This is a genomic window from Streptomyces sp. NPDC056061, from assembly GCF_042266885.1.
Taxonomy (GTDB): domain Bacteria; phylum Actinomycetota; class Actinomycetes; order Streptomycetales; family Streptomycetaceae; genus Streptomyces.
In genome coordinates, this window is record NZ_JBHJWQ010000006.1 from 193,134 (window position 1) to 215,389 (window position 22,256).

A 22,256-nucleotide genomic window follows, 5' to 3' on the forward strand; every position below is an offset into this window, starting at 1 on the left:
GCCGCTACCCGTTTCCGGGCATCCGCTCCCGGCGGGCCGGACCGGCGACAGCCGCCACCCCTCACTCGTTTGAACATAATATGTACGCTCACTTCGAAAACGAGCGTTTTATCAGCGATAGAAATGAACGGAGTGGGGAACGGTGACCGATGGGGAGGCTGAGGCCGACGGCGGAACCGCATCGTCCGAGGGACGCGCCGGAACGAGGAGGCGACGCAGGTGGCGGGTGGTGCTGGGGACGCTGATCGCGCTCGTGCTGCTCGCCGCGTCGGCGGTCGTGGTGGTGCTCCGGCAGAACGATTACGACCTGCGCGAGGAGCGCGTCACCCGGCGCCACGCCGGAGCGACGCTCGACGGGGTGCCGGCCCTGCCCCGGACCGGCGACGGACCGTACGGGCTCGCCTTCTTCGTGCACGGGGACGGGCGCCGGTGGACGCCACGCACGAGACGTTCTACCGCCCGATCTGGGAGTCCTTCGCCCGCGTCGGCTACCTCGCTGTCCTTCAGCAAGCCCGGTGTGGCGGGCTCGGAGGGCAATTGGCTCGATCAGAGCATGGCGGACCGGGCCGACGAGAGCCTGGCCGCCGTGGCCTGGGCCCGCGCGCGGCCGGACATCGACGGTCGGCGCATCGGCCTGTGAGGGGCCGGCCAGGTAGCACCGGCCATCGACTGGCAGTGGCAGGGGCGGTACAACCTCCTCGCGGAACTCCGCCGGGACGGTGCGTCCGACGCGGAACGGGAGGCCGCCCCGCGCCGCCGGGAGACCGCACTCCGCCTGCTGCGCGAGAACGCCTCCTTCGACACGTACCGCGAGACGGTCACGGCCGACGTGGGCGCGGACGGTGGCGGCACGGACGGCGGGGCACGGACGGCGGGGCACGGAGGACATGACGGCCGATCGCCGGCGGTTCATCGCCAGGAACTACACCGCGAACGCCACCGCGGACCTGCGGGCGATGCGCGGCACCCCGATCGTGCTGGTCCTGGGCGGTCACGACATCAACGTGGACGTCGCCGACACGGAGAAGACGTGTCGCGCACTCCTCCCCCACAACACCCTTCAGGTGCGGCGCGTCCCCGACGCCACGCACTCCCTGCTGAAGCACGACACCAAGGACTCCGAGATCCGGCTCACCCCGACCGCGCTGTTCGCGCCCCGGGCCCTGTTCGCCGACGGCGCCCTCGACGGTCAGCGCCATTTCCTGGAACGCCTGGGCTCGGGGACGGGCCGGGGGCCGGAATCGTCATGACGCCGGGCGCGATCCGGGGGCCGGGATCGTCATGACTCCGGGCGCGGGCCGACAGCCCCCGTGTTCTGCCACGACACCCGGAACCCGCGGCCCGGAACCCGCGGCCCGTTCGGCCGACTCAGTCGGCTCGGCCCGTTCAGTGGGCTCGGCCCGTTCAGTCGGCTCGGCCCGTTCGGTGGGCTCGGCCCGTTCAGCGCAGTTCCTCCGGGCACGGCGTACCCGGTGACAGCTGGTAGGGCGCGGTCAGGCGGTACAGGCCCGGACGCGGCGCGAGCAATTCCGTCCACTCGTCGCCGTCCAGGTCCTCCTCGGCCTTGATCAGGCAGCCGTTGGTGTTGACGAAGGTCCGCGGGGTGTTCTCGTCCGTACGCCGCTTGGACTCCTCGGTCTCCTGCGGGCGTTCGACGCTCTTGCCCTTGTCGTCGACGAGCGCGAGCCAGCGCGAGTACGGAATGCGGATCAGGATCCGTCCGGGGGTCTTCACGTGGATGGTCAGCTCACCCGCGTCGGCCCGCTCGACCGAGGCCGGCGGATCGGCCAACGGCACCGGGTCCTCGACCGCGAAGAGCTGCCAGTTGGCGTTCGACCACACCCGCTTCAGGTACGGCTGACCGGACGCGACGAGCTCCGCCTCCTGCACCGCGCCGTTGGCGTCCGGTTCGCCCTTGGGCAGCACCACGTAGTGCACGGCCCAGCGGTCGAGCCACTGCCGGTAGTTGTCGCTGTTCAGGGTGTCGTCGTAGAAGAGCGGGTTGCGCTCCATGTCCGCCTGCCGGTTCCAGCCGCGGGCGAGATTGACGTACGGGGAGAGCGCGGACGCCTCACGGTGGCTGCGCGCGGGCACGACCTCCACCCTGCCGCGCTCGGCGCCGACCTTCTGGAGCTGGTGGACCAGCGGGGCCACCTCGCGTGCCCAGGACGCGGCGGGCGCGGTCCGGACAATGTCGTCGACGCTCTTGAATCCGATCCAGAAGTTCATGCCGACGAACGCGAGCACCAGGGCGTACCAGCGACGGGAGCGCGGCTGCGTGTACGGCAGCGCGGCGAGCAGCACCACACCGCCGTACAGCATCGCCATGCGGGTGACGTTCGACCCGATCTGCGAGTCGATCACGTAGGTCAGCACCGTTCCGACGCCGTACACGGCGGCCGCGGTCCGGACCGTCTTCCACTCACGGGGTACGAGGAGGAAGACGAACAGGGCGAGGAGGAAGGGCAGTGACATGGACCCCAGCGACATCGGCTGCGTGCCGGAGAACGGGAACAGCAGCGCGGACAGTGCCACGACCACGACCGGGGCCAGACCCAGCGCATAGGCACCCGGGCGCCGCTTGTTCAGGAAGAGCGCGGCGGCGACCACGCCCAGGAAGAGGCCGGCCACGGGGCTGCTCGCCGTCGCGAGCCCGGCGAGCGGCGCGGCCACGGCGGCCTTCGCCCAGCGCTTGTAACGCCAGCGGTGCGGCCAGCAGAACACCGCGGCGACTGCGGCGACCGCGAACATCATGCCGAGCCCGAACGTCACACGCCCGGATATCGCGTTGCACAGATACGCGAACAGTCCGGCGAACGAGCAGGCCAGCGGGTTGCGGACGGCCCGCACCCGGACCAGGATCAACGCGGTCAGCGCCGCCGACACCGTCCCGGCGATCATCATCGTCGTGCGGACGCCGAGCAGCGACATCAGGTATGGCGAGACGACGCTGTACGAGACGGGGTGCATGCCCCCGTACCAGGCGAGGTTGTACGCGGTACCGGGGTGTCTGCCGACGAATTCGGCCCAGGCGTCCTGCGCCGCGAGGTCGCCGCCGCTGTTCGCGAAAAGGAAGAACCAGAGCACATGGGTTGCCGCGGCGGCGACCGTCACGGCCGTCACCGGGTGACTCCGCACCCACCGCCGCGCGGCGGCACGCCGGGACGGATCGGTGCCCGCGCCCTCGGCATCCGGGCGCATCGTCGCCGTCCCCGCGCCCGGGTCGATACCGCTCACGCTGTCGGCCGACTCCCGGCCGGGCTGCTGCTCCGCAGTGGTCACTACGGCTCTCCCCGTCTCCGCCGGCCCCGTGTCCCGTGTCCGTGTCCCGTAACTCCCGCGGGCGAGCGCGTACCAGCGCCCTCCCCGCCGCTCCGGGACGCTAACACGTGTACAGACGGGAAGAGGGTGCCGGGATCGGCACCCTCTTCCCGTGACCGGACGATCCAGCCATGGACCGGTCAGCCGATGCGGGTCAGTTTGTCCCCGAACGTCGGCTCCGTCAGCTCGCTCCCCAGCGCGACGGGCACCCTCACCTGGCTGGCTCCCTCGCCGACGGTGAGCGTGCCGACGGGGGTGCCGGCCTTCGCCGAGTGCGGGATGGTCTTCCCGTCGTCGGTCAGTTCGATCTTGACCGTGAGACCGGACCAGCCGACCACCGTCACGTCCTTGGTCACGATCACCGGGGTACTTCCGCCCAGTCCGTCGGAGACGGAGCCGACGACGTCGCCCTTCTTCATGACCTTCGCGTCCTTCAGCAGGTCCTGCGTCGCGATCATGACGTCCTTGCTCACCGCGTTGGCCGTGTCGATGATCGGGTTCTTGTGCTGGCCCAGCACGGCACCGACGATCAGCTGGTCGGTCTTGCCGACCATCTTGTGCGCGGCGAAGAGCAGGTTGCCGCCGGCCTTCGTGGTGGAGCCGGTCTTGATGCCGAGCGAGCCGTTGAACGGAACGAGGTTGTTCCAGTTCCGCCACTCGTGGCCGGAGGGGTCGGTCCACGACGGCAGCACGGTGATCGCCATGAGCGCCGGGATCTCCACCAGCTTCTCGCCGAGCTTCACCTGGTCCTCGGCCGAACTGACCGTGGTCGCGTTGAGGCCGGACGGGTCGGTGTAGGTGGTGTTCTTCATGCCGAGCGACTTGGCGGTGTCGTTCATCTTCTTGACGAACGCCTCCTCGGACCCGGCGTCCCAACGCGCCAGCAGCCGCGCGATGTTGTTGGCGGACGGGATCATGATCGCCGACAGCGCCTGCTTCAGGGTGAGCTTGTCGCCCTTCTTCACGGTGTTGAGCGTCGACTCGTTCACCGCGTCGTACCCGCCCTCCTTCTCCGCCGTGGCGTCGACCTCTATGGACGGGCCCTCCTCACCCTTCTTCAGCGGGTGGCCCTTGAGCACGATGTAGGCGGTCATCGCCTTGGCCACGCTGCCGATCGGCACGGCCTTCTGCTCGCCGAACGAACCCACCGTGCCCAGGCCGGTCGCCGCCATGTAGCCCTGGCCCTCGTCGGGCCACGGCAGGGACGGCTTGCTGCCCTCGAAGGTGTACGTCGACTTCGCCGACATCTGGAGCTCGGGGGCCGGAAGCGGGCGCACCATCTGCACGATCGCAAAGATGATCAGCAGAAGCAGAACCAGCGGGGTCCAGATCTTGACCCGGCGGACGGCGGTGCGGACCGGCGTCTCCGGCGGCGGGGGCGTGTTCGTCAGCTCGGCCAGCAGATCGAGCGGCGGCTTGGGCGGCATCGGCTGCTGCGTGGTCCGCTCGGCGGGCGCGAATACGGGCGTGGGCGCCGGAGCGGAGGCGGAGGCAGCGGAGGCCGGCTTGCCGCCGGGCTTGGACGCCGGTTCCTGCGCCGGGCGCACGTCGTCCCGGCGCAGCGGCACGAAGGTGCTGGTCCGCTCGGCGTCGGATTCGGGCTTCGCGTCCGCGCCCTGGTTCGGCGTCGCCTTCGCGTCCGGCTTGGCGTCCGGGTTCTTCGACGCGGGCGGGATGACCTTCAGCGCGGTCGTCGGCTGGTCGACGGGGGCCGGGGCAGGAGCCCTGAAGATGGCGGTCGGCTGATCGACTCCGGTCTTGCCCTCGCCGCCCTTCTCCTCGCCGCCCGTCCCCGTGTCGGCCGTCTTCTTGTCGGCCGTCTTCTTGTCGGCGTTCCGGCCTTCGCCGTCCGCGCCGTCCGCGCCGTCTGCGGCGTCCTTGGTGGGCTCGCCGTCCTTGGTGGCTGCGGCGTCGTTCTTGCCGCCGGCCGCCTCGGCCGCACCGCCCTTGGTGTCCTCGGCCTTGTTCTTGTCCTCGGCCTCGGTCCGGTCCGCGTCCGTGTCGGCCTCGGTCTCCGTGGTCGCCGCGCTCCGGGACTCGGACTTCGGCCCCGGCTCCTCCACCGGCTCCTCGGCGCCCTCGGCCCCTTCCGTGGCGGCCTCGCTCTTCGTGCCTTCGCCCGCGTCGTCGTCCTTGGCCACCCACGCGGCGACCGCCTCACGCAGCCGTGCGTCGCCCGCCTCCGCAGACGCGGCATCACGGGACGCGGGAGAACTCGCGTCGCCCGTACGGCCGGACCCCTCGGACCCCTCGCCGGAAGACTCCTCGCGAGCGGAGTCCTCGCCGGACGCTGCGGGCCCGGAGCCCTCGGAGTCGGTCGCGGACGCCGCGGGACCCTCGGACGGCGCCGGGGACGCCTCCTCCGGGCTGTCAGAGGCGCTGCCCGCCCCCTCGGGGCCCTCGGGGCCCTCGGAGGCCGCGTCCTTCGGCGCGGGGGCGCGGAAGACGGCCGTCGCGGTGTCCGCCCCGCCGTCCACGGCGTCGCCGCTCTCGCCGCCGCTCTCGCCCGCAACGGACGAACCGGTACGGAAGACGGCCGTCGCGGTGTCCGTGCCGCCGCCCTCCCCGCCCTCGGCGGACCCTTCACGGAAGACGGCGAGCCTCGGATCACTCTCGCTCCGAGCCGTCCCCGACGACTTCTGCTGCTCCGACCTGTCGGGGGACTCGCCCGCCACCGATGCCTCCTCCATGCGGCGCGGGTGGATTCCCCGCGCTGTCCGAACCATCTACCAGTGTCCTGTGTGAACCACCGGCCTCGGCTGCTAGACGAGAACGACATACCTACTGGTTCCCGTACAAAGCCCCCAGGCACTCTCGACAGACCAATGTGAGAGGGGTCACCCTGTCATTCATCCACGCGGGGAGGCATGGATGGGCAGGAGCCGCAGAACAATTCCGGAGGAGCTTCTGCTGCTCGCTCTGGACCCGGCCACGGGTACCACAGCGCAGCCGCAGTCGCTCGACCTCGGCCTCGCCGGAGCTCAGCTAGTGGAGCTGGCTCTGGCAGGACGGATAGCCCCTGACGGGGATCGTATCGCCGTGGTGATGCCACGGCCGACAGGAGATCCGACTCTGGACTCCGCACTGGAACTGCTGCGCCGACGCGGCAGCCCGGTTCGGGCCGTCCATTGGATCGGCGGACCCCGGCTGGGGCTCCGTCAGGTCTACCTCGCTCACCTGGAGCGGTGCGGCATGGTGCATGCCGTGGCCGGCCAGATGTGCGGGGTGCTGCCGACGACTCGCTACCAGGCGACGGACACGGCGATCAGCCGGGACATCAGAGCCAGGCTGGACAGTGCGATCCGCACCGGCGTACCGCCGGACCCGCGGACCGCGGCGCTCGCCGCACTGGCCCACGCGGTCGGACTGGGCAAGCATCTGTATCCCGGGAACGAGGGGCGTTCATCGCGCTCAAGGCTCCGGGACCTCATCAGGCACGACCCGATGGGCGGACTCGTGGCGCACGCCGTGATGGACGTCCAGAACGGCGCGGTCGCACAACCACGCCGCAACCAGGCGGGTGGAATGCCGTTGCAATCGCAAGTCCAATCGCAGTCGCGCCGCGGCAGCATGGCACACACCACGGCCTAGGCCGCCCGAAACCCGGGCAGTCGTCGCACGCGCACCACCACCGCAAGACGCACATCGCACATCGCACGACGCGCATCACCGCATTGACACGCATCACCACATCGATGACAACCGAATACCGCCGCGCCGTCGTCTTGGAAGACCCGGTCCGGGAGCCGCACCGAGCGCGGGGCAGCCGTCAACCACGGCTGCCCCGTGCACTCGTGTGTGTCCATTTCCCAGCGCGACCCGAGTCGGGAGTGGCAATCTGCTCAGCAGTAGATACGCACAGCCACACAGCCGGAGGTGCTGTTTCCGTGCCGTCCAATGTCAATCCCACCGTCAGGCGACGCCGGTTGGGTCAGGAATTGCGCCGACTGCGCGAACTCAAGGGTATGACGGCGGAGGAAGTGGCCGAACGGCTACTGGTCTCCCAGTCGAAGATCAGCCGTCTGGAGAACGGCCGCCGTTCCATCAGCCAGCGGGACGTGCGTGACCTCTGCGGAGTGTACGAGGTCGAGGACCACAGGATCGTCGAATCGCTCATGCAGATGGCCAAGGACTCGCGCCAGCAGGGCTGGTGGCACGCCTTCGGCGACATCCCGTACAGCGTCTACATCGGTCTGGAGACCGACGCCGAGTCGCTGCGCGTGTACGAGCCCCAGGTGGTCCCGGGCCTGCTGCAGACCCGGAGCTACGCCGAAGCGCTGATCAACGGCGCGCTGCCGGAGGCCCCGCCGAACGACATCGAGAAGCGCGTCACCGTCCGGGCCCGCCGTCAGGACCGGATCACCGCGCACGAACAGCCGCTGCGCCTGTGGGCAGTGATCGACGAATCCGCGCTGCGCCGGGTGGTCGGGGGCCGGCAGGTCATGCTCGACCAGTTGGAACAACTCGTCGAACTGTCGCACCTGCCGCATGTGACCGTGCAGGTGCTGCCGTTCGGGATGGGCGCCCACCCCGGCATCAACGGGCAGTACGCCATTCTGGAATTCCCGGACGCAGCGGACTCCAGCGTCGTCTATATCGAAGGCGTTACCAGCGATCTCTATCTGGAGAAACCACACGACGTCCAGAAGTACAGCGTCATGTACGAACACCTTCGCGCACAGGCACTGAATGTGGAACACAGCAGGAATTTCATCGGCGAAATCATGAAGACATACACCGGGCACAACGACGCATGAGCCGCACCGAACCGAGAAGTCCGGTATGCAGGAAATGAGGCGATGTCACGAGGAGAGCGGGGCAAGTTACACCGCTGCCTCCTCGGAGGGGAAGACCTGACTGGTACATACCACTAGGTCGAGTGAACGGCCGCTTCGCTCTCGGAATTTGACGAGTAGCGTCGATCACGCCAGCCGGAACGTTGTTTGAGTTCCTTCGTCAACAGCGTTCTCCGTCGGCGTTCTTCGCACGTCCCCTCACACAACTCTTTTGAACCGGAGTGAACATGGCCATTCGTCAGGGTGCTACGGACAAGTGGACGAAGTCCTCGTATTCCGGGGGCAACGGCGCCTGCGTCGAAGTCAAGTCCCCGCGCACCGCGGCTGTCGACGTACGCGACTCGAAGGCTCCCGAGGGCCCCTCGATCACGTTCGTGCCCGCCGCGTGGAACACCTTCGTGCGCGACCTCGGCAAGGTTGTTCTCGACGTCTGACCGATGGTGCATGACGTTCGCATGACGGTGCCGGCTTCCGGTGCCGCTGGTAGCCCTCTCGACTGGTCCGCCGTCCTGGCCGAGAGGGCTCACCGTTTCGACCGGGGCGACCCCACCCCGCCCGGTCCGACGGCCACCGCGCCGCCCGGCGCAGCCGCACCGCCCGGCGCAGCCGTACCGCCCGGCGCAGCCGTACCGCCCGGCGCAGCCGTACCGAGCAGCACAGCCGCGCCGGGCGGCGCACCGGCTCAGCGCAGCCGGTCGACGTGGAGATCGGTCCCGGGCACGGTCGGTACGAACGGCGCCACCAGCTCGACCCGCCCCAGCCCGGATTCCGCCACCACGCCGTCGAGCCCGGTGAAGTGCGCGTCCCAGCAGTCCCGCGGGTCCGCCTGGAGGAACCACAGCAGGGTAAGACGGGTGTCGACGCCCTCGACCTGCTTCACATAGCTCATCCGGTCGCCCGGCAGGGGCGTCGGCCGGAACACGGTCACCATGGCCGCCGGGGAGTCCTCCAGCCGTCCCGGCAGATGCCGCACGCGCAGCCATTTCAGCAACTCGGCCCGTTTCCCGGCCTCTTCGGCGTCGACGACCTGGAGAACCAGGCCCCGGTAGGGGTGGTCGAGCGCGTGGAAGTCGCGGGGGCCCGCGGCGCCGTCGCGGTAGACCGTCGCCTCATGGTCCTGGAACGACGTGAAGACGTGGGTGCGGTCCCGGTAGACCCGGCCGTCCCGGTTCAGCCGCTTGTTGATCCCGACCGTCCACCGCATGTGGTCGTCGTAGCGCCCGGCCGTCACCCAGTACGTGGACAGATAGCAGCCCGCGCCCACCGGACCGGCGACGGCGGACTTCTCCGGATAGCGCAGTTCCCGCAGGTCACGAGTGGCGACCCAGCGGCGTCCCGCGAATATCCAGGGCATCGCCATCGCACCGGCGTAGTAGTGGTCGTCCTCGTACCAGCGGTTGTACGCGTACTCATGACCCGGGTGCGGTTCGACCAGGGTGATCAGCGCGTGGCCGGGATGGACCCCGTACGGCCCCAGCGCGGCCAGCTCGCTGTAGGTGTCGCTCCGCGTCTCGTCGCTCATGCCGTTTCCCTTCCGTACTCCGCAGCGACGACCTATTCTGACGCTCCGTCAGATCAAGTGCCAGGGCCGGAGGACAACCATGCTGCTCGCGGGGAGGACCGTCGTCGTGTCCGGTGTGGGAGCCGGGCTCGGGCACCGGGTCGCGGCGGCGGTCGTACGGGACGGCGGCAACGCGGTGCTGGGCGCGCGCACCGCCGCGCATCTCGCCGCATCGGCCGCCGAGATCGATCCGTCGGGGCGGCACACCGCGCATCTGACCACCGACATCACGGACGAGGCCCGGTGCCGGGCGCTCGCCGGGCTGGCCCTGGAACGGTTCGGACGGATCGACGCGGTGATCCATGTGGCCGCCCGGGACGACCACTTCGGCGGTGTCGAGGACGCCGACTTCGCCGCCTGGCAGGCGGTCGTCGACGTCAATCTGCTCGGCACGCTGCGGATGACCCGTGCCTGCCTGCCCGGGCTGAAGGAACGGGGTGGCTCGGTGGTCCTCATCGGCACGCAGTCGTCGGTGGCCGCCCCGTCCCAGGTGCGGCAGGCCGCGTACGCCGCGTCCAAGGGGGCGCTCACCTCCGCGATGTACTCCATGGCGCGCGAGTTCGGCCCCTACCGGATCCGGGTGAACACAGTGCTGCCCGGCTGGATGTGGGGCCCTCCGGTCCAGGCGTACGTGCGGCTCACGGCGCGTTCCGAGGGGGTGCCCGAGGCCGAGGTGCGCGGCAGACTCGCCGAACGCATGGCGCTCCCGGATCTCGCCACGGACGGCGATGTGGCCGAGGCCGCCGTGTTCCTGGCCTCGGACCGGGCGCGGGCGATCACCGGGCAGTCGCTGCTGGTCAACGCGGGCGAGCTGATGCGGTAGACGGGGCCGTCGGCCACACACCGGACGCGGCGGCCCCGGAATCACCGGCTCGGCGGCCCGGATACCGGCTCGGCCGCACGCCGAACCGCGCGGCCCGGAATCACCGGCTCGGCGGCCCCGAGAGCACCGGCTCAGCCGCGCGGGTACCGGGTCAGCCAGCCCCGGGCGACGGCCGACGGGCTGTGCAGGGCGGGCCCCTGGGTCATCTCCATGGCAAAGTCGTCGGCGAGCTCCAGCATGGTGGCACGCCCCTCCAGCTCGGCCAGCCAGGCGGGCGGCAGCGCCGTCTCCCCGTGCAACGCGCCCAGCAGCGCCCCGCACAGCGAGCCGGTGGCCGAGGAGGGGCCGCCGTGGTTGACGGCCAGCCGCAGCCCGTGCCGGATGTCCTCACCGACCAGGGCGCAGTACACGGCGACGGCCAGCACCTCCTCGGCGGCGTCCGTCGTGCCCAGCGACTCGATCAGCGCCGGGCCCGGAATGCCCTGGCGCACGGTGCCGAGGGCCTGCTTGAGCGCCTCGGTGACGGGCTCGTGCCCCGCACGTTCCGCGAGCAGGTCCCGTGCGTGCTGGACGGAACCGTCGAGGGTCTCGCCGCGGGCCAGCCCGTGCACGATGACGGCGAGGGCTCCCGAGGAGAGCAGCGCCGCGGTGTGGCCGTGGGTCTGGGCGGCGCATTCGACGGCGAGCTGGAGGACGAGCTGCGGCTCCCAGCCGACGAGCAGCCCGATCGGCGCCGACCGGGTCAGGGCGCCCGCATCGCGCGCGGTGGGGTTCTTGGGCTGGTCCAGGGTGCCCATGGTGATGTCGCCGAGCCCGGTGAGGCAGGCCCGCGCCGGTGCGCGTCGGGCGTACAGCCATTCCTCCTGGGCCAGCCAGCCGTTGTCCTTGCGCCGCTCGTCGGGCCCCCAGTCGCGCTGGGTGGCCGCCCATCGCAGATGGGCCCGGTGCACATCGGTGGGCGGATGCCAGGCGCCCGTGTCGCGCCGCACCTGGGCACGGATCAGGCCGTCGACGGTGAACAGGCTGAGCTGGGTGACGGCGGTGACCAGCCCGCGCCCGCCGTGCGCGGGCACGAAGTCGGTGACGGCCTCGGCGCCGTGCGCGGCCCGGATCTCTTCGAGCGTGAGCCCGTCGACCCCGGCCCCCAGCGCATCGCCGATGGCCGCTCCCAGCAGCGCGCCACGCACCCGGCTGCGGAAGTCCTGCTGCTCGGCACGGCCCCAGACAGCTGTGGTCCCTGTGCTCACCGTGCCCCTCCCCGTCGGGCCGCCCGCCTGCACTGCGCAGCACTGTAATCGAACAGGAACCGTCCGTTGAGGGGGCGGAACCGGGTAAGCGCGGGTATGTGGACGGACGTCCCGCAGGTCGTATTTGACCGGCGGGAGCCGTCCGGGGCGGTCCGTCCGGACGACCCGGAAGGACGCGCCCCGGCCGTCGTCCTGCCGCCCCCGGAGGCGTCGGCCGGTCGCCTGCCCCAGTCAGTCCGGGAGCAGGGGCAGCAGTTCCGGAAGGTGCCCGTCGGACGCCTCCGCCGCCCGCTGCCGCTCCTGGGGCACCTCTCCGTACAGCGTCGTACGCGGCTTCGCCGGCCGCCCGGCGAGTTCGGCGATGGCGATCAGGTCCTGGATCGACCGGTACGAGCCGTAACTCGACCCGGCCATACGGGAGATGGTCTCCTCCATCAACGTGCCGCCGAGGTCGTTGGCGCCGGAGCGGAGCATCTCGGCCGCACCCTCCGCGCCGAGCTTGACCCAGCTGGTCTGGATGTTGGTGATGTGCGGGTGGAGCAGCAGCCGGGCCATGGCGGTGACGGCCCGGTTGTCCCGGTCGGTCGGGCCGGGGCGGGCGATGCCCGCCAGGTAGACCGGGGCGTTGGTGTGGATGAAGGGAAGGGTGACGAACTCGGTGAAGCCACCGGTCTCCTGCTGGAGCCGGGCCAGGGTCCGCAGGTGGCCGAGCCAGTGCCGGGGCTGGTCGACGTGCCCGTACATCATCGTGGAGGAGGAGCGCAGCCCGACCTCGTGGGCGGTGCGGATGACCTCCAGCCAGGTGGCGGTGGGCAGTTTGCCCTTGGTGAGGACCCAGCGGACCTCGTCGTCCAGGATCTCGGCCGCGGTGCCGGGGATCGAGCCGAGTCCGGCCTCCTTCGCGGCGACCAGCCAGTCCCGTACGGACATGCCGGTGCGCGTCGCCCCGTTGACGACCTCCATCGGGGAGAAGGCGTGCACATGGATGCCGGGGACGCGCTCCCGCACCGCCCGCGCGATGTCGAAATACGCGGTGCCGGGCAGATCCGGGTGGATGCCGCCCTGCATGCAGACCTCGACGGCGCCGACGTCCCATGCCTGGGCGGCCCGGTCGGCGACCTGGTCCAGGGAGAGGGTGTAGGCGTCGGCGTCGGTGCGCCGCTGGGCGAAGGCGCAGAACCGGCAGCCGGTGTAACAGACGTTGGTGAAGTTGATGTTCCTGGTGACGATGTACGTGACGTCGTCGCCGACCGTGTCGCGGCGCAGGGTGTCCGCGATCCGGCAGAGTTCGTCGAGGGCCGGGCCGTCCGCGTGGAGCAGGGCGAGCGCCTGCTCGTCGGTGAGCTTCGTCGGGTCGTCGGCGGCCCGGCTCAGAGCCTGGCGCACGTCGGTGTCGATACGGGACGGGACCATGCCGGGGGCGGCGGCCTCGCGCAGTGCCTCCCAGTCCCCGTACACCTCGTCGAAGTCCTGGCGGCGGTCGCCGGTGCGGCCCTCGGTGTCGATGGTGCGGTGCAGGTCGGTGCGGCCGGTGGCCCCGAACTCCTCGTCGGGTTCCTGCCAGGGCAGCCCGGACGGGATCGCCCCTTCGCGGGCCAGGCCGGTCTCCGGGTCGGCCAGCGCACGGACGTGCGGGAGGATCCGGGGGTCCATCCACGGTTCGCCGCGCTGGATGAACTCCGGGTAGATGGTGAGACGTTCGCGAAGCGTGAAACCCGACTCGGCGGTCCTCGCGGCGAGTTCGTCGATGTGCGGCCAGGGGCGCTCGGGGTTCACATGGTCGGGGGTGAGCGGGGAGACGCCACCCCAGTCGTCGATTCCCGCGCCGATGAGCAGGGCGTACTCGGCGTCGACGAGGTTCGGCGGGGCCTGGATGCGGGCCGACGGGCCGAGGATGTGCCGGGCGACGGCGATGGCCGCGGCCAACTCCTCCAGTTCGGCGTCCGGCATGCCGCGCATCGCCGTGTCCGGCTTGGCGCGGAAGTTCTGGACAATGACTTCCTGGATGCCGTGGTAGGCGCGGGCGGTCCGCCGGAGTTCGAAGAGGGAGTCGGCGCGCTCCTCGTACGTCTCGCCGATGCCGATCAGGATGCCGGTGGTGAAGGGGACGTTGGAGCGGCCCGCGTCCTCCAGGACGCGCAGACGCACAGCGGGCTCCTTGTCCGGGGAGCCGTGGTGCGGGCCGCCCGGCTCGGACCACAGGCGGGTCGCCGTCGTCTCCAGCATCATGCCCATGGACGGGGCGACGGGCTTGAGGCGCTGGAGGTCGGTCCAGGTCAGCACGCCCGGGTTGAGGTGCGGGAGGAGTCCGGTCTCCTCCAGGACCCGGATCGCCATGGCGCGCACATAGGCGAGCGTGTCGTCGTAGCCCTCGGCCTCCAGCCACTCCCGGGCCTCCGGCCAGCGGTCCTCGGGCCGGTCGCCGAGCGTGAACAGCGCTTCCTTGCACCCCATGGCCGCGCCCTCGCGGGCGATCGCCAGGACCTCGTCGGGCGACAGGAACATGCCGTGCCCGGCACGCCGGAGCTTCCCGGGGACGGTGACGAAGGTGCAGTAGTGGCACTTGTCGCGGCAGAGCCGGGTCAGCGGGATGAAGACCTTGCGGGAGTACGTGATGACGCCGGGCCGGCCGGCGGCTTCGAGCCCGGCGTCCCGCACCCGGGCCGCCGAGGCCGCGAGATCCCTCAGGTCGTCGCCGCGCGCCTGGAGCAGCACCGCGGCCTCGGTCGTGTCGAGGGCGACGCCGTCACGGGCGCGTTTGAGGGCCCGCCGCATGGCATTGGTGGTCGGGCGTCCGGGCTGGGGATCGGTCATGGACCGAGCATACGAGCGGGGCGCACGCAGCGGACCAGGGCCTCTGCGGGTGTCCGCCCCGGGACGGGGCCCGAAGCCCGAGGGAAGCACGGACGTACGAAGGCGCGGAGGCGCGGAGGCGCGGGGCGTGGGTGGCGCGGGGCGTGGGTGGCGCGGGGCGTGGGCGACGCGGGGCGTGGGTGGCGCGGGGCGAAGGTGGCGCGGGGCGAAGGTGGCGCGGGGCGTAGGTGGCGCGGGGCGTAGGTGGCGCGGGGCGTAGGTGGCGCGGGGCGTAGGTGGCGCGGGGCGTAGGTGGCGCGGGGCGTAGGTGGCGCGGGGTGCGCGTGCGGGCAGGTCGGTGCGGGCCGGACGGGAGGGTGGTCGGGGCAGGCGGACGGGCAGGAGCCGGGAACGGGAGCCCCGGGAACCGGAACGGGGTTCCTGCGGAACGGCAGGGATCGACGTCTGTAAATCCGGTGGCCCGCGCGCCGGACGCGTTGTTACGGTGCTCCGACCCGACCGCGGCGCCGACCGCGGGTGACCTGTGGGCGCGTGCCCCGGAAAGTAGTTGATGTATGCCCCGGCCCGTGGTCCCGAGCTTCCCTCGTCGCGCTCCTCGGGGCGTCGGGGCGACCGGACCCGCGTGCACGCGCACGCCCATGGCATCCCGCTGACACACGGTTCCGCCGACACGCGGACCCGCTGACACGCGTTCACGAACGCGACGCGCACGCGCACCCGGACCGGGCCACCGACGCCCGGTCCCACCGCGCGACAACGGCCGGTGCGCCGACGCGTGTCGAGTCACGCCGTGGTTTCCCGGCACATGCCCCACGAGGGCCGCTCGGTACTTCCCTGCTGCGTTGATCGTCCTCGATCGCCCTCTTCGGCAAGGAGAACACCGGGTGTCCACCGACCGACCCCAGCACCACCCGTCCGCATCCCCCAAGTCCCCCGAGCACCCCAAGTCCGGCAAGTCCCCCGCCGCCCACGGCTCCGGGCCCGGCCCCGGCAGCACCGCCGACGCCGTTCTGCGAACCGGCATCTTCACCTGCCTGCGGTGCGGGCTTACCGTCGCCGCGCTCGCCCCGGACGGCAGCCGTCGCAACCACTGCCCGAGCTGCCTGCACTCGATGCACTGCCTCGACCACGTCGAGGGCGGCCCGTCCGACTGCGGCGGCCGTATGACACCGATCTCCATCGCGGTGCTGCGCACCGGCGACTGGATGGTGATCCACCGCTGCGTCCGCTGCGACGAGTTGACCTCGAACCCGGTCCGCGGGGACGACAACCAACTGATCCTGATGCGGATGGCGGTGCGCCCACTGGCCCAACCGCCCTTCCCGCTCGAAGCGTTCGGTGACCTGTGACCGGCCGCCCGATACCGACGACCGGACGGGGGTAACGCCGTGCCACGCCGTAACCCAGGCCGTACGGCCCATCGCCGTCAGCGCCGGAAGGACGTCCTGCACGGCCCGGACGGCGTCCGGGGCGACGCGTTCCGTTGCGTCGGCTGCCGGCTCGACGTTCCGGTGACCGCACCGGGCACCGCCCACCGCAACCACTGCCCGCACTGCCTGACCAGCCTGCACGTCGACCGGCGCATACCGGGCGACCGGGCAGCGGGCTGCCGGGGCCGCATGACGGCGCTCAGCCTGTCCGCACGCGAGGACGGGGAGTGGACGCTCATCCACGAGTGCCTGACCTGCGGTGAACTCAGCGCCAATCGCATCGCGGGGGACGACAACGCCCTCGCCCTGATGCGCCTGGCCGTACGTCCATTGGCAGACGGGGCCGTCCCGGTACGCGCCCTGCTGATGCTGTGAGTCCCGGGCCACCTGTACGGACACCGGATCGCGCACGGCGTCGTCCCCCGCATCGGCCGGGGAACGGTCGACCCGACCGTCCGGTGGCAGACCGTCTGCCACCCGACCTCTGTTGACCCACTCGTGGTTCCCACTGCGCGGTTCGGCCCGCTCCCCGACGGAGCGGGCCGAACCGCTTCGCGCTCCGTGCGCCGCGTTCGCGGCCCCGCGCGGTCGACCCGGCCGTACCTGTACTCGGCCACTCGGCCGTTCGGCGGCGTGATGTCAGCCCCGGGGCGTCGGCCAGTCCTGTGTCTCGGCCCACGCCCCGAAGGAGGTCCAGGGGACGGTGGGGAACTGCGCCCGCAGCGCCGCCAGGTCCACCTGGTAACCGATGTCCGTCAGGAACCGGTACATGGCGAACATGTCGGGGTCGACGGTGCGCAGGTCCTCCAGCGGGGCCCGTCGGAACGTGACCGTGCCGCCGGCGGCCCTGCCGATCTCCTCGGCCATCCGGACCGGAGTGGGGTCGTCTCCCGCGACTTCGACGCGCTGCCCGATCCAGCGGCCCGGTTCGGCCATCATCGCTGCCACGACCCGGCCCAGGTCCTGCCGAGCCACCTGCTGGAGCGGCCGGTCGCCGGGCAGCGGCAGGGTGAGGACGCCCGCGGCCACCTCGTCGAGCGCGCCGAGAGCGTTGTCGTAGAAGTACGTCGGCGCGACCACCGATGCCGGGAGGCCGGATACCGTGAGCAGTTCCTCGGTCCTGGCCTTGGTCTCGAAGTGCGGGACGCCGGTGTCGCGGTCGGCACTGGCGACGGAGGCCAGCACCAGGTACGGCAGGCGGACGTCCTCGGCGGCCCGCACGATCGCCGCGCCCTGCGCCAGTTCGGCGTCCAGTCCCTCCTGGAACGGTGTGGTGACGGCGAACGCCGCCGACACGCCGTTGAACGCCTCGGCGAGCGAGGCCGGGTCGGACAGCTCCCCGGAGACGACCTCCACGCCGACGGCCGCCAGCGCACGGGCCCGCACACTGCCCGGGTCCCGCACCACGGCACGCACCGGGCGTCCCGCCTCCCGCAGTGCGGCGACCACCGCACCGCCCTGTCCACCGGTCGCTCCGAGCACGGCTATGGGCATGGTTCCTCCCGGGTCGAGGGCACGCCTCCCATGCTGACCAGCGACGCCCCGGGCCGCCACCCGGGGAGGAAGAACAGGGGAACAGGGGAACGGGGAGGACGGGAGGGACGCACGGACGGGCGGGCAGGCGAGCAGGCAGGCGGGCAGGCGGGCAGGCGGGCAGCCGGTGATCTCGTGAACCTTGGTCATGAGGTCCGGGGCGTCCCCGCGCAGGGGGTGCGTCGCGCCCAGCGAGCGGGCGAGTTCCAGGCGTTCCTCGGAGAGGTCCACGGCGACGATCGGGTGGGCGCCGACCGTGCGCAGGCCCAGAAGGACGGCCTGCCCGACACCGCCGCAGCCGATGACGACCGCGGAGTCGCCGGGGCGGACGTCGGCGGCGCGTACCGCCGCCTCGACCTCGTCCGGTCCGCACAGGGCACTGGCACCGAACACCTCGCCGGTGGCGGGGTCGGTCAGTTCCTGGGTGCGGCCGTCCGCGGGCAGCGCGCGGACGCCGCCGATCAGGGCGGGAAGGTGGTCATCGCTTCTCTCCCGAGCGCAGGGCCAGCAGGCTGACCAGGTCGTACGCAACGTGCGAGGCGGCGGTGGAGGTGATGTCGGCGTGGTCGTAGGCGGGCGCGACCTCCACCACGTCGCCGCCGATGAGATTGGTGCCGCGCAGACCGCGCAGGATCTCCAGCAGCTCGCGCGAGGTGAGGCCGCCGGCCTCGGGGGTGCCGGTGCCGGGGGCGTGCGCCGGGTCGAGCACGTCGATGTCGACGGAGATGTAGAGCGGCCGGTCGCCGACCCGCTGGCGGAGCTGGTCGACGACCTCGTCGACGCCGCGCCGCATGACGTCGGCGGAGGTGACGATGCCGAAGCCGAGGCGCTCGTCCTCGCTGAGGTCGGCCTTGCCGTACAGGGGGCCGCGGGTGCCGACGTGCGACAGGGCCTCGGTGTCGAGGATGCCCTCCTCGACGGCGCGGCGGAACGGTGTGCCGTGGGTGTAGGGCTCGCCGAAGTAGGTGTCCCAGGTGTCCAGGTGCGCATCGAAGTGCAGCAGCGCGACCGGGCCGTGCTTCCTGGCGGCGGCGCGCAGCAGCGGCAGGGCGAGCGTGTGGTCGCCGCCGATGGTGACGACCGAGGCACCGGTGTCCATCAGCGCGCCGACCTCGTCCTGCACGGTGGCCACGGCCTCACCGATGTTGAACGGGTTGACCGGAATGTCCCCGGCGTCGGCGACCTGCACGGATGCGAACGGGGAGACGTCCAGGGCCGGGTTGTACGGGCGCAGGAGACGGCTGGCCTCGCGCACCGCGGCGGGTGCGAAGCGGGCACCCGGCCGGTAGGAGACGCCGGTGTCGAAGGGGATGCCGACGACCGCGATGTCCGCGGCGGGCACCTCCTCGATGCGCGGCAGTCGCGCGAAGGTCGCGATACCGGCGAAGCGCGGTACGCGGGCGCTGTCCACGGGACCGATGGGGCCGTCCGCGTCGGGGGACTGTGCGAGGGACATGGGTGAGGCTCTTTTCTTCCGGACGGTGATGCTGCCGGGGTTCCGGGCGGTGTTGCTGCCGGGTGGGGCGCGGTGCTGCGGGCTGGGTGCCGCATGCTCCGGCTCCGCGGTTCCGGGGCCCGTTCCTGCGGGGCCGGTTCCGCAGGCCCCGGTTCCGCAGGCCCGGATTGCGAAAGCCGCGGTTCCGTGGACTCGGCGGACGGGGCAGGTCTCCTGGCGCCGACTTTCACCATAAGGTTGCGTACCGCTAAACATCATTGGTCGTTCCATCCCACTTCTCCTTACTCTTGGGGTGATACGACCCACACTCCTGGGGTGACAGGACCCGTCGCTCCGGGATGACGACGACCCGCCCGGCCGTGCGGCGCGGAAAGCCGCCATGCGTTCCCGGGTCCGTCACCGAAAGTCCCGACCGAGTTCCCGGAGGCCGGCCGTGAGTACCGAGGCACGCGACGACGAGCACGACGCGGCAGTCCCCTCCCGCACCACGGCGGTTCCCCCCACCTCGGCCGCCGCCCCTCCCACCGCGGCCGTCCCCTCCCGCACCGCGCCCGAGCCGGAGATCACCGTCCCGCTGCGGGAGATCGCCGAACTGCCCGGCCTCGGTCTGGAGGTCCTGGCCGGTCACGGGCTGCTGGACCGGGAGGTGCGCTGGGCACACGTCAGCGAGCTCGCCGACCCCGCCCCGTACCTGGACGGCGGCGAACTGCTGCTGAGCGCGGGGTTGAACCTGCCGGCCGACCCCGACCGGCTGCGTTCCTACGCGCGCGCCCTTGCGGATTCCGGCGTGGCCGCGCTCGGCTTCGGGCTGGCCCCGGTGCACTCCGAGGCGCCCGCCGCCCTGGTCGAGGCGTGCGAACGGTACGGCCTGCCGCTGCTGACCGTCCCGCGCGGCACCCCGTTCCTCGCGGTGAGCCGGGCCGTGGCGGACGCCCTGGAGGGGCGCCGGGCCGACCAGCAGCGAGGGCTGGCGGAGGCGCAGACCCGGATCACCCGGGCCGCCCTGCACGGCGTGCCGCCGGTCCCCGCGGTGCTCGCGGCAATGGCGGACGCGGCCGACTGCTGGACCGTCCTGCTGGACAGCCGGGGCAACCCGGTCCGGACGGCGGGCGGGGCCCCGGAGCCCGGCCGGGACCTCGTGGATCTCGCCCTGCGCCTGGGACGCGGCTCGGGCCCGCGCAGCGCGACGCACGCCAGCGGCGGCGTCCACGTCGACCTGCATCCGATCGCCTCGCTGCACGGCCGCACGCACGTCCTGCTGCTCGGCAGATCACGCCCCTTCACCGCCCCGGACCGCACCCTCACCGCCGTGTGTGTGGGGCTGCTCGGGCTGCTTGCGGAATCGGAGCGCGTCACGGGCACCCGGCACAGCCTGATGACCCGGCTGCTGCTGGGCGAGCGCCCCGCCCCGAGCAACACCCCCTCCCGGGTGGAACACCTCCTGCGCACCCTGCTGGACACCGACGAGCCGGAGCCCGTACGCGTCCTGCGCGGCACCCGGGCCCCGGCCGGCCGCAGGACACCACCGCCGGACGACGCCACGGCGGTGGTCCGCGCCGTCGGAAGTCCCCTGGTCGATCTCCACGACGGCCGCCTGTGCGCGATCGTCCCGGCCGACACCTCCCTGGACCAACTGACCGCCCTGCACACGGAATCGGGCTGGCTCACCGCGCTGAGCCGCCCCGTTCCGCCGGACCGTCTCCCCTCGGCGGGCCAGGACGCCCGCCTCCTGCTGGAACGCGCCGTCGCGTCCGGCACGCCGCTCGTCTCCCGGGCCGCCGGGCGCGGCATCGGCGAACTCCTCGAACGGTCCCAGGCCACCGCCTGGGCCCGCACCGCCCTGAGCCCGCTCCTCGATGGCGTCGCGGACGGCCCCGAACTGGTCCACCTGCTGCGCATCTGGCTCTCCTGCCACGGCAGTTGGGACCGCACCGCCCAGGCCGCCGACATGCACCGCAACAGCGTCCGCCACCGCGTCACCCGCATCCAACGACTCCTCGACGCCGACCTGTCCGACCCGGACACCCGCGCCCAGCTCTGGCTCGCCCTCACCTGGTACGAGCCGTGAGCCACGAGCCGTGAACCGTGAGCCGTGAGCACGGGGCACGCGCCGCCGGAGCCCCGTCCCCGTCATCGGCCCCGGTCAGCCGCCCCCGCCATCCGCCCCGGCCATCCGTCCCGGTCAGAGGAACTCCGCGTACGCGTCCAGCGCCCGCAGCACCTCCGCCTCGCCCGCGGACGGCAGTTGCAGGACGGTCTCCTCGATGCCCAGGTCCGCGTAGTGTGCCAGCTTTCCCTGGTCCGGGATCACCGCGTACGGGACCACCTGGAGGTGCTTCGGGTCGCGGCCCGCCGACTCCCAGGCGGTGCGCAGTTTCGGCAGGGACTCGGTGAGACCGCTGCCGCCGATCGGGAGCCAGCCGTCCGCCTGCCGGGCGATGCGCTCGAAGAGCTTCGGGCCCGCCGCGCCGCCGAAGAGGGTGCGGGGGCCGCCCACCGGTCCGCGGGCCGCCTGAACCGGCTTGGGGTACACGTCACTTGCCCGGACCGAGGCGAACTCCCCGTCGTAGGCGGTCGGTTCCTCCGTCCACAGGGCCTGCATCAGGGCCAGCCGGTCATGGGCGAGGGCGCGGCGGGTCGACCAGTCCACCCCGTGATCGGCAGCCTCCTCGACGTTCCAGCCGTAGCCCACGCCCAGGGTGAACCGGCCGCCGGAGAGATGGTCGAGGGTGGCGATCTGCTTGGCCAGGTCGATCGGGTCGTGCTGGGCGACGAGGGTGATGCCGGTGCCCAGGGTCAGGCGCTCGGTGACGGCGGCGGCCTGGGCGAGGGCGACGAAGGGGTCCAGGGTCCTGGCGTACTCGGGCGGGAGTTCACCGCCCGCGGGGTACGGGGTGTCCCTGCTCACCGGGATGTGGGTGTGTTCGGGCAGGTAGAGCCCGGCGAACCCGCGCTGTTCCAGCTCGCGGGCGAGCCGCAGCGGCGTGATGGTCTCGTCGGTGAGGAAGATCGTCGTGGCGATCCGCATATGAGGGCACCTCCGTCGTGGTCGGTACGGTGACGGCCCCAACGTATGCCGCGCGGCGCCGGAATCCGAGACCGCGCATCGGCGCATGCGGGTACCCGTACACCTATTCACGCAGGTCCTCGCGCGGGCACCCGGGCGCCTATTCGCGCAGGTCTCCGCGCGGGCACCCGGGCGCACCCCTGTGGCATCCGTGCGGCACCGGCACGAGCGCGGAGACGAGGCTGACGCCCACCGGGTCCGAGGCGTC

Annotated in this window: 17 protein-coding genes and 1 pseudogene; 9 read left to right on the forward strand and 9 right to left on the reverse strand. The window is 71.9% G+C overall.

Features of this window, described 5'->3' with window-relative positions:
- Positions 1–142: 142 nt before the first annotated feature.
- Together ACFC79_RS12465 and ACFC79_RS12470 are read left to right on the forward strand one after the other, a co-directional pair.
- Positions 143–640 carry an alpha/beta hydrolase family protein gene (locus tag ACFC79_RS12465; protein ID WP_376238684.1) on the forward strand — a complete coding sequence of 166 codons (498 nt, stop codon included), beginning with the start codon at positions 143–145 and terminating at the stop codon, positions 638–640.
- Between the two features lie 247 nt (positions 641–887).
- Positions 888–1,250 carry a hypothetical protein gene (locus tag ACFC79_RS12470; RefSeq protein WP_376238687.1) on the forward strand — a complete coding sequence of 121 codons (363 nt, stop codon included), beginning with the start codon at positions 888–890 and terminating at the stop codon, positions 1,248–1,250.
- A 190-nt stretch (positions 1,251–1,440) separates the two neighbouring features.
- Here ACFC79_RS12470 and ACFC79_RS12475 read toward each other — a convergent pair whose 3' ends face one another.
- The gene (locus tag ACFC79_RS12475; RefSeq protein ID WP_376238690.1) at positions 1,441–3,282 is read right to left on the reverse strand and encodes an MFS transporter; all 1,842 of its coding nucleotides are present in this window, start codon (positions 3,280–3,282) and stop codon (positions 1,441–1,443) included.
- A gap of 179 nt (positions 3,283–3,461) precedes the next feature.
- The gene (locus ACFC79_RS12480) at positions 3,462–6,047 is read right to left on the reverse strand and encodes a D-alanyl-D-alanine carboxypeptidase (RefSeq protein ID WP_376238692.1); all 2,586 of its coding nucleotides are present in this window, start codon (positions 6,045–6,047) and stop codon (positions 3,462–3,464) included.
- Between the two features lie 145 nt (positions 6,048–6,192).
- On the opposite strand from ACFC79_RS12480, the gene ACFC79_RS12485 reads away from it, so the two are divergent.
- From ACFC79_RS12485 to ACFC79_RS12495, 3 genes are all read left to right on the forward strand, one after another.
- Positions 6,193–6,912: a GPP34 family phosphoprotein gene (locus tag ACFC79_RS12485; RefSeq protein WP_376238694.1), complete on the forward strand. Its 720-nt coding sequence runs from the start codon at positions 6,193–6,195 to the stop codon at positions 6,910–6,912.
- A 296-nt stretch (positions 6,913–7,208) separates the two neighbouring features.
- The gene (locus ACFC79_RS12490; protein WP_376238696.1) at positions 7,209–8,078 is read left to right on the forward strand and encodes a helix-turn-helix domain-containing protein; all 870 of its coding nucleotides are present in this window, start codon (positions 7,209–7,211) and stop codon (positions 8,076–8,078) included.
- Between the two features lie 266 nt (positions 8,079–8,344).
- On the forward strand, positions 8,345–8,551 hold the full coding sequence (locus tag ACFC79_RS12495; protein WP_376238698.1) for a DUF397 domain-containing protein: 207 nt from the start codon (positions 8,345–8,347) through the stop codon (positions 8,549–8,551).
- 248 nt (positions 8,552–8,799) lie between these two features.
- Here the strand turns inward: ACFC79_RS12495 and ACFC79_RS12500 are convergent, their stop codons facing one another.
- The gene (locus tag ACFC79_RS12500) at positions 8,800–9,639 is read right to left on the reverse strand and encodes a hypothetical protein (RefSeq protein WP_376238701.1); all 840 of its coding nucleotides are present in this window, start codon (positions 9,637–9,639) and stop codon (positions 8,800–8,802) included.
- A 79-nt stretch (positions 9,640–9,718) separates the two neighbouring features.
- Here ACFC79_RS12500 and ACFC79_RS12505 point away from each other — a divergent pair, with 79 nt between their 5' ends.
- Complete coding sequence (locus tag ACFC79_RS12505; protein ID WP_376238704.1) at positions 9,719–10,501, forward strand: SDR family oxidoreductase; 783 nt, start codon at positions 9,719–9,721, stop codon at positions 10,499–10,501.
- A 131-nt stretch (positions 10,502–10,632) separates the two neighbouring features.
- On the opposite strand, the gene ACFC79_RS12510 is transcribed toward ACFC79_RS12505, so the two are convergent.
- Complete coding sequence (locus tag ACFC79_RS12510; RefSeq protein WP_376238706.1) at positions 10,633–11,748, reverse strand: ADP-ribosylglycohydrolase family protein; 1,116 nt, start codon at positions 11,746–11,748, stop codon at positions 10,633–10,635.
- Positions 11,749–11,979: 231 nt separating this feature from the next.
- Positions 11,980–14,562 carry a bifunctional FO biosynthesis protein CofGH gene (locus ACFC79_RS12515; RefSeq protein ID WP_376238708.1) on the reverse strand — a complete coding sequence of 861 codons (2,583 nt, stop codon included), beginning with the start codon at positions 14,560–14,562 and terminating at the stop codon, positions 11,980–11,982.
- A gap of 1,010 nt (positions 14,563–15,572) precedes the next feature.
- Between ACFC79_RS12515 and ACFC79_RS12520 the strand changes: the two genes are divergently transcribed.
- Together ACFC79_RS12520 and ACFC79_RS12525 are read left to right on the forward strand one after the other, a co-directional pair.
- Positions 15,573–15,911 (forward strand): RNHCP domain-containing protein, encoded by a 339-nt coding sequence (locus ACFC79_RS12520; protein ID WP_376238944.1) that lies wholly within the window; start codon positions 15,573–15,575, stop codon positions 15,909–15,911.
- A gap of 39 nt (positions 15,912–15,950) precedes the next feature.
- Positions 15,951–16,367 (forward strand): RNHCP domain-containing protein, encoded by a 417-nt coding sequence (locus ACFC79_RS12525; protein ID WP_376238710.1) that lies wholly within the window; start codon positions 15,951–15,953, stop codon positions 16,365–16,367.
- Between the two features lie 264 nt (positions 16,368–16,631).
- On the opposite strand, the gene ACFC79_RS12530 is transcribed toward ACFC79_RS12525, so the two are convergent.
- From ACFC79_RS12530 to speB, 3 genes and pseudogenes are all read right to left on the reverse strand, one after another.
- Positions 16,632–17,486: an NmrA/HSCARG family protein gene (locus tag ACFC79_RS12530; RefSeq protein WP_376238945.1), complete on the reverse strand. Its 855-nt coding sequence runs from the start codon at positions 17,484–17,486 to the stop codon at positions 16,632–16,634.
- A 174-nt stretch (positions 17,487–17,660) separates the two neighbouring features.
- A pseudogene (locus tag ACFC79_RS12535) lies at positions 17,661–17,918 on the reverse strand (zinc-binding dehydrogenase); the annotation flags it as partial.
- Positions 17,919–18,003: 85 nt separating this feature from the next.
- Positions 18,004–18,981 (reverse strand): agmatinase, encoded by a 978-nt coding sequence (gene speB, locus ACFC79_RS12540; protein ID WP_376238712.1) that lies wholly within the window; start codon positions 18,979–18,981, stop codon positions 18,004–18,006.
- Positions 18,982–19,414: 433 nt separating this feature from the next.
- Here speB and ACFC79_RS12545 point away from each other — a divergent pair, with 433 nt between their 5' ends.
- Positions 19,415–21,049: a PucR family transcriptional regulator gene (locus ACFC79_RS12545; protein ID WP_376238715.1), complete on the forward strand. Its 1,635-nt coding sequence runs from the start codon at positions 19,415–19,417 to the stop codon at positions 21,047–21,049.
- A gap of 114 nt (positions 21,050–21,163) precedes the next feature.
- Here ACFC79_RS12545 and ACFC79_RS12550 read toward each other — a convergent pair whose 3' ends face one another.
- Positions 21,164–22,009: an LLM class F420-dependent oxidoreductase gene (locus tag ACFC79_RS12550; RefSeq protein WP_376238718.1), complete on the reverse strand. Its 846-nt coding sequence runs from the start codon at positions 22,007–22,009 to the stop codon at positions 21,164–21,166.
- Between the last annotated feature and the right edge of the window lie 247 nt (positions 22,010–22,256).

Bases quoted from the DNA above. Each gene is read 5' to 3' on its own strand.
- ACFC79_RS12470 (WP_376238687.1), top strand. From the start codon at position 888: ATGACGGCCGATCGCCGGCGGTTCATCGCCAGGAACTACACCGCGAAC.
- ACFC79_RS12480 (WP_376238692.1), bottom strand. From the start codon at position 6,047: ATGGTTCGGACAGCGCGGGGAATCCACCCGCGCCGCATGGAGGAGGCA.
- ACFC79_RS12485 (WP_376238694.1), top strand. From the start codon at position 6,193: ATGGGCAGGAGCCGCAGAACAATTCCGGAGGAGCTTCTGCTGCTCGCT.
- ACFC79_RS12495 (WP_376238698.1), top strand. From the start codon at position 8,345: ATGGCCATTCGTCAGGGTGCTACGGACAAGTGGACGAAGTCCTCGTAT.
- ACFC79_RS12500 (WP_376238701.1), bottom strand. From the start codon at position 9,639: ATGAGCGACGAGACGCGGAGCGACACCTACAGCGAGCTGGCCGCGCTG.
- ACFC79_RS12505 (WP_376238704.1), top strand. From the start codon at position 9,719: ATGCTGCTCGCGGGGAGGACCGTCGTCGTGTCCGGTGTGGGAGCCGGG.
- ACFC79_RS12515 (WP_376238708.1), bottom strand. From the start codon at position 14,562: ATGACCGATCCCCAGCCCGGACGCCCGACCACCAATGCCATGCGGCGG.
- ACFC79_RS12530 (WP_376238945.1), bottom strand. From the start codon at position 17,486: ATGCCCATAGCCGTGCTCGGAGCGACCGGTGGACAGGGCGGTGCGGTG.
- speB (WP_376238712.1), bottom strand. From the start codon at position 18,981: ATGTCCCTCGCACAGTCCCCCGACGCGGACGGCCCCATCGGTCCCGTG.
- ACFC79_RS12550 (WP_376238718.1), bottom strand. From the start codon at position 22,009: ATGCGGATCGCCACGACGATCTTCCTCACCGACGAGACCATCACGCCG.